This window comes from Shewanella sp. Isolate8 (genome assembly GCF_022398495.1).
GTDB classification, from domain to species: domain Bacteria; phylum Pseudomonadota; class Gammaproteobacteria; order Enterobacterales; family Shewanellaceae; genus Shewanella; species Shewanella aquimarina.
In genome coordinates, this window is sequence record NZ_JAKEVI010000004.1 from 167658 (window position 1) to 180005 (window position 12348).

At 50.2% G+C, this 12348-nt stretch carries 13 protein-coding genes and 1 pseudogene; 3 read left to right on the forward strand and 11 right to left on the reverse strand.

Annotation, left to right across the window (positions count from 1 at the left end; all coding sequences use genetic code 11):
* Nucleotides 1-26: 26 nt before the first annotated feature.
* From L1D43_RS17055 to L1D43_RS17080, 6 genes and pseudogenes are all read right to left on the reverse strand, one after another.
* Nucleotides 27-374, reverse strand: coding sequence for a hypothetical protein (locus tag L1D43_RS17055; RefSeq protein WP_239853485.1), 348 nt, complete (start codon nt 372-374; stop codon nt 27-29).
* A 361-nt stretch (nt 375-735) separates the two neighbouring features.
* Nucleotides 736-942: pseudogene (locus L1D43_RS19915) on the reverse strand (hypothetical protein); the annotation flags it as partial.
* Nucleotides 943-1140: 198 nt separating this feature from the next.
* The gene (locus L1D43_RS17065; RefSeq protein ID WP_239853487.1) at nt 1141-1431 is read right to left on the reverse strand and encodes a DUF3144 domain-containing protein; all 291 of its coding nucleotides are present in this window, start codon (nt 1429-1431) and stop codon (nt 1141-1143) included.
* A gap of 114 nt (nt 1432-1545) precedes the next feature.
* Nucleotides 1546-1899 (reverse strand): hypothetical protein, encoded by a 354-nt coding sequence (locus L1D43_RS17070; protein ID WP_239853488.1) that lies wholly within the window; start codon nt 1897-1899, stop codon nt 1546-1548.
* Between the two features lie 1222 nt (nt 1900-3121).
* On the reverse strand, nt 3122-3715 hold the full coding sequence (locus tag L1D43_RS17075; protein ID WP_239853491.1) for a cysteine dioxygenase: 594 nt from the start codon (nt 3713-3715) through the stop codon (nt 3122-3124).
* A gap of 420 nt (nt 3716-4135) precedes the next feature.
* On the reverse strand, nt 4136-4687 hold the full coding sequence (locus tag L1D43_RS17080) for a GNAT family N-acetyltransferase (RefSeq protein WP_239853493.1): 552 nt from the start codon (nt 4685-4687) through the stop codon (nt 4136-4138).
* 289 nt (nt 4688-4976) lie between these two features.
* On the opposite strand from L1D43_RS17080, the gene trmL reads away from it, so the two are divergent.
* Both trmL and L1D43_RS17090 read left to right on the forward strand, forming a co-directional pair.
* Nucleotides 4977-5441 carry a tRNA (uridine(34)/cytosine(34)/5-carboxymethylaminomethyluridine(34)-2'-O)-methyltransferase TrmL gene (gene trmL, locus L1D43_RS17085; RefSeq protein WP_239853498.1) on the forward strand — a complete coding sequence of 155 codons (465 nt, stop codon included), beginning with the start codon at nt 4977-4979 and terminating at the stop codon, nt 5439-5441.
* 190 nt (nt 5442-5631) lie between these two features.
* Nucleotides 5632-6660, forward strand: a complete 1029-nt coding sequence (locus tag L1D43_RS17090; protein ID WP_239853499.1) for a GGDEF domain-containing protein — start codon at nt 5632-5634, stop codon at nt 6658-6660.
* Between the two features lie 52 nt (nt 6661-6712).
* Here L1D43_RS17090 and L1D43_RS17095 read toward each other — a convergent pair whose 3' ends face one another.
* The 4 genes from L1D43_RS17095 to L1D43_RS17110 all read right to left on the reverse strand — a co-directional run bounded on the left by L1D43_RS17095 (nt 6713) and on the right by L1D43_RS17110 (nt 10731).
* Nucleotides 6713-7222 carry a hypothetical protein gene (locus L1D43_RS17095; protein WP_239853501.1) on the reverse strand — a complete coding sequence of 170 codons (510 nt, stop codon included), beginning with the start codon at nt 7220-7222 and terminating at the stop codon, nt 6713-6715.
* On the reverse strand, nt 7206-7757 hold the full coding sequence (locus tag L1D43_RS17100) for a hypothetical protein (RefSeq protein WP_239853503.1): 552 nt from the start codon (nt 7755-7757) through the stop codon (nt 7206-7208). Before L1D43_RS17100 ends, L1D43_RS17095 begins: the two co-directional genes overlap by 17 nt.
* A 197-nt stretch (nt 7758-7954) precedes the next feature.
* Nucleotides 7955-9403 carry a pitrilysin family protein gene (locus L1D43_RS17105; RefSeq protein WP_239853505.1) on the reverse strand — a complete coding sequence of 483 codons (1449 nt, stop codon included), beginning with the start codon at nt 9401-9403 and terminating at the stop codon, nt 7955-7957.
* Complete coding sequence (locus tag L1D43_RS17110) at nt 9400-10731, reverse strand: pitrilysin family protein (RefSeq protein ID WP_239853507.1); 1332 nt, start codon at nt 10729-10731, stop codon at nt 9400-9402. The genes L1D43_RS17105 and L1D43_RS17110 overlap by 4 nt, the downstream gene beginning before the upstream one ends.
* Nucleotides 10732-10948: 217 nt before the next feature.
* Between L1D43_RS17110 and L1D43_RS17115 the strand changes: the two genes are divergently transcribed.
* Nucleotides 10949-11659, forward strand: a complete 711-nt coding sequence (locus L1D43_RS17115) for a flagellar brake domain-containing protein (protein ID WP_239853508.1) — start codon at nt 10949-10951, stop codon at nt 11657-11659.
* A gap of 48 nt (nt 11660-11707) precedes the next feature.
* Here the strand turns inward: L1D43_RS17115 and L1D43_RS17120 are convergent, their stop codons facing one another.
* Nucleotides 11708-12343, reverse strand: coding sequence for a class I SAM-dependent methyltransferase (locus L1D43_RS17120; protein WP_239853510.1), 636 nt, complete (start codon nt 12341-12343; stop codon nt 11708-11710).
* Nucleotides 12344-12348: the final 5 nt, after the last annotated feature.

Genomic DNA, 12348 nt, shown 5'->3' on the forward strand with positions numbered 1-12348 from the left:
CGTTTTGAGTCCTTTTGAGTAACTTGTTATATGGAGCCTATACATAGCCCTTCACGAGTATATATAGAAAAAACATTATCAGTTGTTTTAAAGGCATTATTACTCGTTGCAACTATTTTAATTTCTTTCGCCGTGGAAGACGTAGACAAAACTAAGCTACTCCCTTCTATGCTCCATTGGCCTTTTAATGACAACATGTCAGCATGCAACAGACCCTCTCCAGATGATAACAACATTGGGTATACATGGCTTTCTTCACAAGAAAACTTTCTATCATCGGTAAATTTGCAGCTATTGGTCCATTTTTCTTCGTTTTCGACACGGGAAGAAATCCAGTTACCAATTAGATAGTTGATGCTTACGGTTTCATTCATTGTTACTGGGTTCTCACAAATGGGCATTTTCGAAGCGCAAGACGAAAGAAAAAGTAACAGAATTAAAGATAACAATGCTCGCAAATTGATGCTCCATATAACGCCCTTGTTAAACAGCTTGTTATAACTACTTTTCATCTTCGTCATAAATGATTGACGCAAGGGCTGGGCGAACAACAGCAAGAATTAGAACAATAATTACGAGTGCCCCCATAACCAATTTAACTAGTTTAAAGAACCATGGCCTTTGCCATATTTTTCCATTTTCTTCCTCTAGCTTCTTTTGTTTGATGAATTCATCGTAAGCTTTATTCAGGTCATTGTGTTTAGTAATTTCTGGGTACTCAATGACAATACCGATTTTTGCCAGCGAGACACGAGCCAATTCTGATTGGTCTTGGTTGACGTAAAGCATATGATTTTTCACATCGGCATAGTAGTTAATACGCTCTTGGTCTAATACATCTGCGATTTTAACTGAGTCAACTAAACGCATATCTTGAATTAGCGGTCTATAAATTGGACTATCTTCATTTACCCATTTAACGACAAAAATTGCAAGAAGCAATGATATGCCGAATACAAGAAGTAGCTTGTGTTCTTTTGTGATTAGTTTACTAATTTTATCTCTCCGTGATATCGATTCTACAGCCGAATTTGCGAGTAGTTATAACGCCCCGCTAAACGGCGAGCGGTAGCGAGTTCGGTGGAGGCCACGCTTTTTGCGGCCGAAACGAATTTAAACGGCTCGTTATGAGTATTGTTTCTAATTGCCATGAGGCTTGTATTTCTCGTAACTTTCTATGTACTCATCTAGGTTTTCAATCAGCATTTTTTGATACTCCTCTACGCAATACCTTATAGCCTCTTTTTTGTCTCTTTTCATCTCTTCGACATCGTCTGCTGAAGATGCAACATTAAATGCGTTGTATCTTGCAGCTGCATAAAGGGTAGATGAACTTACTTTTCCTATATCAAATTCTTTCGCTTGCTCATTTGCTAGCGCAATAATTTCATCAGCTCTTTTCCAGAACTCTGGTGAAACTTCATTGGTCATGATTTACCCTTTACTCATAACGCCTTACTTATGAGCGTAAAATGCTTGGCTAAAATTAGCGACGAAGGAGCACAAGCCAAGCGTTTTGCGTCCTTTTGAGTAACTTGTTAGGTTTCATTTGCACTTTACAACCGCTCTCTGAGAAAAAACCATATATGTATTAGGCATATCAGCACCAATATCACTATGTAACTCTACTTCATCAAACGAAATAACGTCTAAACGCCTACATAGTTCACCGGCGCGTTTCGCAATTAATTCGGGTAATTGTTCACTATCATGCGCAGGCACAACGTAAAACAATTCATAAATGCCTGCTCCTAACTCTCTTTCCGAATATCCGTAATGAGCATACCCTTGAGAACGAGAATTTATCTCGCCACCAAAATAAGAGCTGTTTGCCTTGTCGTAGTTCAGCGAACATCCTGCCAAAAAGAGCAGAATTGTTGTCGTAATAATAGATTTCAACTTTGCAAACCTAACATTTTATTAGTGCGCATGCGCGTTTATCTCATTAAACCAGTGAAAACGCCAATTGTTAACTGATTGTATTACAAAGAAGTTATCACCTTTGCTTAAAATACTCCATCTGGAAAAACGCGCATGCACGTTTTCCAAACCTATCATCTACTTAACGAATGGCATAACTGATTGATTTTAAATACATTTATTTAAGGCGAAATGAGAAAACGCGCACGAATACAGGCTGAAAATCGTTCAAAATCCTTATGGTTTTAATATGACGGTATCCTTATCCAGTTTTTGATGGGGAGTAGTGAATTACATCACAGGGGGGGTATCGATGAATATCTTTAGGTCAGAAAATCAGTTCGGTACTGAACCACCGACAACGAGCTAATTCAATTTGGGGCATAAATAACTTAGTGCTTCAACTCCCAATTCATTCAAATACCGCCAAATCGAAGAGACGATAGATACCGAGTGTAGATGCATCTGCGGACGTCGATGGCAGGGATGCCATCGTCGAGCCTCCACGGACGGATTCACGGCGTGTAGCAGATCTATCTGCACATAAGCGAGCCGCAGGCTATTGACAGAATTTGAATGATCGACCTTCAAATCCCTATCAAACATTAGCTCAGTCAGACGCTAAGCCGTGACAACTAGAGCCCTAATGTAGTGAGGTTAGCTATGAATACCCTGGAGTGTCGACACCACCCCATCCAATACCGACAACCAACTTTCTACCGACTTATTCGTTGTCCATACAGACGAGAACCCTGACTTGCAGGGCGTTAACATTAAAACGTGGCTTATTCCCTCATCAATGTATGTGATCTTTATGTACTTGAGAGGAAAAGGTTTAGCCGTGCGTGGGTAAATCTCAGATTCAATATTAGAGATTGAATTCAGGGGGATAACAAATGCGTTTTTCTGACTCTTAAATGTTATCGATTCAGCTGTCAGCGTTAGCTCACCCCTATCGGTATAGATATAAAACCATCGGCCGACAAAGGTTTGCATATGCTCTAGAGTAGAGAGGTAACAGCCTTCTTGCTTTACAACATTTTCTTCCATGACTTCAATCCGTTACTTAGTCTATTACTTAATCTATTACTTAGCCAATGCATCATTCTAAGCTAATTGCACCAATTGGCTAACTCCTGATGCATGGCCACAGTAAAGGATATTCAGTCTAGGCGCTAGTAACCCAACTATCTCAATCGACCTACTCGCCGGAGCGATCCCATATATTCGGCACCACACCATTCGAATACCCAGATATAAATGGCTTCTTGACCCCGGTATCGGGGTCATAAACATGCCGCTGCACCGCACCTATGTTGCCGCCATAGACATGAATGCTGATAGATACTCCCTCCAATAGAGCATTAGAAACCCTATGGATATCGCCGATATCGGGCGAGACCAGATCGACACCGCCGACGGGCAACTCATGACTGCCGCTGGCCCGCAGACAGCTGGCAGCCTCATCCAGCTCATATTCCTCACAGCGCTCGGCGCCGCGCAGCACACCCACCATGCCCCATAAGGTATGGTCATGAACAGGCGTGGTCTGCCCCGGCGCCCAGACGAAACTCACCACAGAGAAACGCTCCATTGGATCGCAGTAGAGCAGATACTGCCGATAGCTCTCAATACTCGGCTGAGCAAAGGCATGAGGTAGCCAGTCATCATGAGCAATAAGCTCCGACAGCAGCGACTTGCCGTCGGAAAAGATACGTGCCTCATCGCCGCCGACCTGCTCGACCAGCCGGGTAAAGGACTGCACAAAATCCCGCAATCTACCAATGTTTGCCATATACACACTCTACCCAAAATACTATCAATCAAGGCTAGGTGATCCGCCTTAGGCAATAAATAGGCAATAGGTCGATAGCAGATAAAAGCCAACCTATGAAAGAGTAACAGGGAGTGAGTAAGTGCGTGATACCAAATGCCGCCAAATCAATAGAGGGGAACAACTCGGAGCAAGCATACTTTTGGCCCTCGAAATCAAGGAAGCTTTCGCGGAGCCCACATGGATGCGCTTGTGGCGTGCCAAAAGAGTGCTTACAGATGCGTCGTTCCTTCACATCTAACCCATAGGGATATGGAAAAAGTCCGCTTGATGTCGGGAAGGTCACCGACCCTTTGATCACGAGATTGGGCTCTTCCATGTATCGCCCTAAAATGCCTGCCATGCCGATTGTTGAAGTCTCGCCATAGGCAAGAATATTGATCAGACCTTGATTACTCTCGGGCGAATGAGAGAACCAATAATATTACCAAGCAACTCTTTGTACATTAGCTCTATTTCTTCCTTACTTATGATTCCCCCACGTATGAGCATCTCTTGCATTTGGTCTGGCTCTTTAACGAGATAACCGGTAGAAATAAAACCATTTTTTTCATAGAAGGCTTTGCGCTTTATTCGTTGCTGATAATTTCTTGCCTGCTCATTAACTTCTTCAATGTTCAATACCATCCTTTTTTCTGGGTACAGATCACCTAAGGCATCCATGACCTTACTTCCATAGCCCTTAGAACGGATTGATGCCGTTACTGCCAAAAATTGTACAAATACAATATCTCTGTATTGAGTGAGATAGATAAGACCAATCCACTCTTCTCCATCATAAAGTACGCTAAAGCCCTTCTTATCCTTTCTCAGTTTAAAACGAAGCAGAAATGTCGGTATGCGTTGCGCACCGGGAAATGCCTCTTTATAAAGATCGATCACTTTCGAGTAGTTACCGTCACTCTTATTAAACGGCCGGAAATTGATGCTCATATCTAGTACACCTAACCTTATATAGTGCCCATGTACCTTTCTCTGCGAGCCGAGAAAAACGCCAAATCTTAACTATCTGTAATTCATAGAACTTATCAGCATTCACTAAAACAAACCAACTGAAAAACCTGCTAGCAGCAGATGTAGCTAAATCGAAGAGATAGAATAAGCTGGTACAGATGCATCTGCGGACATGGATACCAGGCAAAAATCCCACTAAAACCGTGAGGTTTCCCCCCATAGTCATTTCCCTTATAATCGCCGCTCATCCGTACAAAGGTAAGCCAAGATGTTCCATATCGCCCTCTATGAGCCAGAGATTGCCCCCAATACCGGCAATATCATTCGCCTGTGCGCCAACAACGGCTGCCAGTTACACCTTATCGAGCCTCTGGGATTCGATCTCGAAGAGAAGAAGCTGCGCCGCGCCGGGCTGGACTATAGCGATCTGACCCGGGTCACCCGCCACAAGGACTTCGAGAGCTTCTTGAGCGCCATGGCCGGCAAGCGCATCATGGCCTGCACCACCAAGGGCAGTCGCCCCCATAGCGAGATCGCCTTCGAGAAGGATGATGTCTTGCTATTTGGCCCCGAGACCCGCGGCCTGCCGATGGAAATCATCGAATCTATTCCCACCAGCCAGCGCCTGCGCATCCCCATGGCCGCCAGCAGCCGCAGCCTGAATCTGTCTAACTCGGTGGCCATCATCAGCTACGAAGCCTGGCGTCAGCTAGACTATCAGGGCGCCTGCTAAACAGAGGCAGCTGAGCAGATTATCAAGTATGACCTGCTCAGGTTTTAACCACTCTCGATGGCTCAATTTGTAAAGTCCGCCATCGGCTCCCATACTCAAGCCTACATCCTCGATAAAATGGCGCCTGTTAAGCCATTGAATATCAGCACGACAGACCCAGACAAATTGAGCGTCAGCACAGGAAATGCGTATGGGCATACTCGAGAAATTCCAACAGACCATATGCGAGCATGAAGCAGAGGTCGCCGTGCTCTTTACCGGCAGTAAGACGCCTCTCTACATTATTTTGGGCCTCGCCTGTAGCCTCTTGCTGTCGCTGGCAGTGAAAAACTTTCTATTTGACCATTACCTGCTGGCGAGCCTGCTCGGCCTGTTTACCCTGTTGGTACTGATCGATGTGATCGCCCTACATAAAGGCAAGACCATACCGATCCACACCAATATCGTCGTCACCCTATTACTCATCTGCCTGGGGCTTACCATTCATCAGGTCGATATCAGCGCTATCTTCTGGGCTTTTCCCATCGCCATAGCGATTCTCTATATAGTGCCATTCAAGACGGCCATGTTCTTCTTTAGCCTCATGCTGGCCCTGGTCGGCGTAGAGACCTTCACTCAGGTGGACTCCAGCACAGCACTGAGAACCTGCGTCGCCCTCAGCTTGACCATGTTCATCTCTAGCCTGATCGCCCAACACATGCGCAGGCTGCAAAGGAGCTTAAAAGAGGAGTCGATACGCGACCCCATGACCAATGCACTGAATCGACGCCAGCTCAGCAGTCATCTGTCGAACTGCCTGGCGCGAAAACAGCGTCACGGCATAGACTCGGTGATTTTGCTACTGGATATCGATCACTTCAAACAGATCAATGACACCTATGGCCACGCCATGGGGGATCGCGTACTCAAACGGGTGACACAGACCATATTCAATCAGATCCGCGAGACGGACCTGCTCTTTAGGGTGGGCGGCGAAGAATTCATCCTCCTGATGCATGATATCGACCTGCTGTCGGCAAGGAGGGTCGCGGAAAAGCTACGCCTGAGCATCTCAGAGCAGGCCATCTTAGACCATTACCCTGTCACCGTCAGCATAGGCATCAGCATGGCGCTGCCGCACATAAAAGAGGATGACTGGATAAGACAGGCCGATAATGCCCTCTATAACGCCAAAGATGGCGGTCGCAATCGGGTGAGTTATCACGAGGTGAGCGCCTAGACGCCAGCAACCTAGGGCTATCGTAGCGCCTGTTGCTACTTGGTGGTGAAATTTATGAGGCAGGGTTTAGGGCGATGCCACGATAGACTCGATAGTCGTCATCGTCCTGATCTAGGTATTGCACCTTCTGTAGCCATAACCAGCCATCCCCCTGCGGCGCGAAGCTTAAGCGGATCATCGCCGGGCGCTGCTGCACCAAGCCCTTGCCCAGTAAGGAGAAGCCGCTCTCCTCCCGATACAGGGTAAAGAAAAGGGTCTTATCCGGGTCGACGCCGTTGAAATAGGTGAGCTTTATCTCGCCATCTCCCTCGCGAAACCACCAGGTCTCGCTCAGCGGATGGCTGGCGTGTTCGCTCACCGAGAGCGTCAGCTGACGCCGATCGCCGCTACAGAGCCCCTGCACCTGTACTGCTTTCACCTGTCCCTTGGGCCTGGAGGCCTCCCCCTGCCAGCTCCCCGCCAGGGCCTGACAGAAGGCGGGCAGGGCTATCTTGCCCGCCGAAACCGAAGGCGAGAGCAAGATAGCGGAGAATAAAATGAGCGATTTAGAACAGTTCAACATCTTGTTTCGTTTGCTGTAAATGGTTTTCTCTGTATGCATTAAGCGCCTCGTGTATCGGCACGCCCTCAAGCAGCGCCGCAAACATCTGCCGTTCACAGTCCAGAGAATAATGCGTCTGTATCTCCCCTTGCAAATCTTGCCAAGCCGCCTGGGAGTGGCGCCGCTGCTCATCTCCCAACATGGCCTCCATCAGACTCAGCGCGGTGATCACATGATTAAGGCGCTGGGAGATGCGATCGTAAAATTGAAACGCCATCACCCCGCTGTCGATAGCCCTTAGCAGACCGTCGCTGTGGGCCAGAATCGCCGCTGGCGTATCGCCAGAGCCATGCAGATGACGATTAACCTCGGTGAGATGCCCGGCCATCTGGGTAAACAGCTGCCCGAGGCCGGTGACGTTATGGTCGCCATCGGTCAGCGACAGCTCTATCTGCGCCGTCGCCAATAGCAGCAGCTTAGTGGTCTCCTGCAGGTGGCACCAGTCGGCGTCATCACAGGCGCATGTGTCGCAGCGAGGCGGTATAACCTGGGTCATGGGCATCTCCTGATAGGGCTGGGCTAAGACTTAGCTAAGGCGTTAGTTAAGGTGTTAATTAACCCTAGATGAAAGCCCATCGAAATGCGAACCGCTCGCCCGATAACGCTGGCGCCAATAGCCGATAAAAAAAGGCCCGTCAGCGTTAGCCGACGAGCCTTTATCGATTTAGCCTAACTATCTCTTATTGAGAAGGCTTACTGCGAGAAGCCGACCGCATCGATCTCCACCTGCTTCACCTGACCGTATTCGGCGGCGATGTCGGCGATCTTGCTGGCATTACCGATCAGCACAAATTGCAGCTTGTCCTGAGGAAAGTAGCTCTGAACCAGACGCTGGGTCTCAGCCAGCGTCAGGCCATCGACATTCTTCTGGAAGTCGTTGATGAAGCTGTCGTCGAAGCCATAGAGGTACATGCTCGACAGCAAGCCCGCCAGCTGAGCACTGGTCTCGAACTTAGGCGGGAACTGCCCCTTCACATAGGCCTTGGCCGAATCCAGGGTTGGCTGATCTATCCCCGTCTGCCACAGACGCGCATAGGTCTTCAGCGCCAGATCGATAGCCTCCTTGGTGGTGTCGCTCTTGGTAAAGGTGCTGATCTTGAACACGCCCCCCTGAGAATAAGGGGTAAAGGCCGAGCGAGCACCATAGGTCAGGCCGGCGTTCACCCTGAGCTCGTCGTTGAGCCAGGAGGTGAAACGACCGCCCAGTATGGTGTTCACCACCTGCAGGCCAACATAGTCTGGGTTGTTGCGGCTAATGCCCTTACCACCGATCAGGAAGGTGGTCTCGATGGCATCGCCCTTGTTGACCAGCAACACCTTGCTGGCATCCACTGGCGGCTGACCCTCGGCCAGATCTTGTTTGGCGATCGCCTCGCCGTTCTGCCAATCGCCAAATAGCTTGTCGAGTCTCGCCTTCATCTTGCCTGGCTCGAAATCGCCGACCACAGAGATGGCGACGTTTTGCGGCTGATAATAACTCTTGTGGAAGGCGCGCAGCTGGTTAACCGTCAGCTCTGCCAGAGAATCACTATTACCCGATGCCGGATTGCCATAGGGATGATCGCCAAACACCAGCTTGTCAAAGTAGCGATGGATCACCTGACGTGGGCTCTCCTTCTCCTGGGCCAGGCCCGCTATCTCACGCTGACGCAGCTTATCGAACTCGCCGCCATCGAAATCCGGCGCGCGCAGTAGATCCCGCACCAGCGGCAGCATCTTCTCTGTGTCTTTCGCCATGAAGTCGGCGTCGATGAAGCTGCCCTCTTTACCGGCGTCGGCGGCAATCGAGGCACCGAGGAAGTCGACCATCTGCTCGATATCAGACTTACTCTTGCCGTTAGCCCCCAGCAGCAAGGATTTGGCGGTCATGCTGGCCACACCCGAGGTGGTGTCCTTGACCGCACCGGCGCGCACCACGGCGCTGACGGTGATCAGCGGCACCTCGGTTTGTGGCATCAGATAGACAGTCATGCCATTGTCCAGTTGATACTGCTCATAGGCGGGCATGCTGAAGCTGCCGGTGTCGACCGTCTGGCTACTTGTCGTCGCGGCGCAGCCCGAGAGTGCTAGGGCGCCGGCCACCATGGCCGCCGTGCCCAGCTTGGCAAAGCCTTGGGGAATCTGAGTCAATAGGGTCTTCATTGGTCACTCTCCTCTGTGGCCGCCAGTACTGCAACCGTGCGGTTAGCACGACGTAGGTAGGTTTGCGCAACACGCTGAATATCTTCAGGGGTTACCTTGTTATAGGCCTCAGGCGCGTTAAATAGCTTTTCAAAGCTGCCAAAATAGAGCTCGTAAGTCCCTAAGGTATTGGCCTTGCCGTTAATGGTTTCCATGGCGCGGTAGAAGTTCATCAACTTGATATTCTTCACCTTCTCAAGCTCATCCTGGGTCACGCCTTCACGGGCGATGCGGTTGATCTCGCCTATCATGGCGCCTTCCAGCTCCTGAGCGTTAACGCCTGGGTTGGCAACGCCCATCACGTAGAAGAGGTTAGGGTCGAAGCTCATCGGCATATAGGTTTCCACCTCGATGGCCACCTGCTTCTCCACCAGGCCTTGATAGAGGCGCGAGCTGTTGCCCGTAGTCAGGATAGAAGACAACAAGTCCAGGGCGTAGTAGTCCTGGTTCGAGGTCGCCGGCACATGGTAGGCCAACATCACGTTCGGCGTGCTGACCGAGGCCTTCTGTACGAAGACGCGGCGCTCACCCTTCTGCAGCGGCTCAACCGTCTTCACCTCGCGGGGCGGAGTCTGGGCAGGAATTGGCGCAAAGTACTTGTTGGCCAAGGCCTTGACTTCGTTAAGCTTCACATCACCGGCGATCACCACCACGGCGTTGTTGGGCGCATAGTAGGTCTTGTGGTACTGCACCAGATCGTCCTGGGTCCAGGCGGCGATATCCGACTCGTGTCCTATGACAGACCAGCTATAGGGGTGTGCGCGAAATGCGGCGCCCTTGATCTCTTCTTGCAGAGTACGCCAGTTAGAGTTTTCTAGGCCTGTGGTGCGCTCAGAGGCCACCACGCCACGCTCACTCTCTACCATCTCAGGATTGATATCCAGATGAGCGATACGATCGGCTTCGAGATCGAAGATGGTCTCCAGGGCATTGGCCGGGAACCAGTCGGTGTATACGGTCAGGTTCTCTGTGGTGTAGGCGTTGTTGGCACCGCCCGCCGCTTCCATGGTGCGGTCGAACATCTTAGGACCAAACTTCTTCGAGCCATTGAACATCATGTGTTCGAAGAAGTGGGAGATCCCCGTGATACCCGGCACCTCGTTGCGGGATCCCACCTTCCAAAATAGATACATGTTGGCATTTGGGATCGAGGCGTCTTCTAGCACCATGATTTTCATGCCATTATCTAACGTGAAGCTTTTTATGTCTTCGGCTTGAGTTGCCTGCGCCCCCATGGAGGAGAGGATTCCCCCAATGGAGAGGCACAGCGCGATAATCTTTCGCATCATCTGTCGTTCCCTCATTCGTGAGCAGATAGAATTTATCTCGATATCCGGTGGCGACTCACGCGAGCCGCCTACGTTTATTCGAGAACTATAAGAGGCGAAATTATAAATAAGATCAAGCCTGTTGTAGCAACAATCGATTAAGAGAATTGTAACTTATTGCTTTTGTGCCATGCTAAGACACAAGTATGACGATACCTAACCCGAGGGAGAGTACGCCTTGCCACAAGCCACAGAGATCGATTTAGCCTACCTAAACCGCATCAACTGCAACACAGAGGCCCAGCTGCAAGTTCTCACACCGCTCAGGCCCATCAGGCTAAAGACCCGGCTGATCGGCATAGACCCGGACAATGCCATCATCCTCGCCTTAGGACAAGACAAATACTGGCAGGCCGCCCAGGATTACATCATCCAGGGACAAGGGGTGGTGGTGCGCCTGATCAACAGCGACGACCCCGAGGCCAACATCCTCGCCTTTCGCAGCCAGATCAAGACCTTGCTCAACAATGCCGGACGCTGGTTAGTGGTGAAATACCCCAAGGTGCTGCAGAGCGTGGCCCTGAGACAACACTGCCGCATTCCGGTCAATCTGGCCGCCTCGATACATGAGCGCACGGCAGAGAGCCACTCCACCCATGTCTGTTCCAGCGGCTTTCTGCAGGATATCTCGGTCAAGGGCGGCGCCTACATAGGTGATGAGATTGAGGGAGGCGCCCTGAATCAGGGCTATCGTTTACAGGTCAAATTTGGGCAGTCGCTGGAGACCCTCAGCGTGCCTATCCTACTCAAGAACATCCAGCCTCCAGGCGTGGGGCGCAACCAGTATCAATATGGCTTCATCTTAGATGAGGGTCAGGATGAGGAGACGATGGGCGACTTTGCCCAGAAGGTGATCATCAATCACCTGATGCAGCAGCCTAAGGCATAGCCCTAAAAATGAGTCTTTAAGGCAACGGCCTGAGGCTGAATCTGAGAGTTAGGATTTAGTAAAGAAGACCACATCCTTGTCGATCACCTCGAGCCGCCAGTTAAACGCTTTAGCGATCCACTCGAAGGTGGCCGTGCTGTAGAAGCGGATATGAGTCTGATCCTGCTTGTAATGCCAGTTGGCAAAGGCGGCCTCATCCAGCACCCGCTTGGTCATGACAGCCAGACAGGTCCCCGGCTTCATCATGGCATCCAGGCGCTTTAACAGGGCCGAGGCATCGGCCACATGCTCTATCACCTCTGTCATGGTGATAAAGTCATATTGCTGCTTTAGCAGCTGCTCGTCGGGAAAGTAGTAGAGATCATAGTTGTCCATGGCAATCCCCGCCTCGCCCGCCATCACGCTGATGGTCGGCCCAGGGCCACAGCCAAAGTCCAGCCCGCTATGATCACTGGTTAATCGCTCCCGCAGGGGTAACCAGGTGCGCCCCAGGAAACGCCGGTAGCCCTGATCCGCACTGTCGTTTTGATGGTGGTCATAAAACGCCTTCTCTTCCTCGGCACTCAAGAGGTACTCGTCGGGAACCATCACCAGCTGGCACTGCTGGCAGATCTTGTACGCTCTGTGCTTATCGCGATGAAAGCACGCCAGGTTCTCACTATGACAAAGGGGGCAATGACTCACACGAT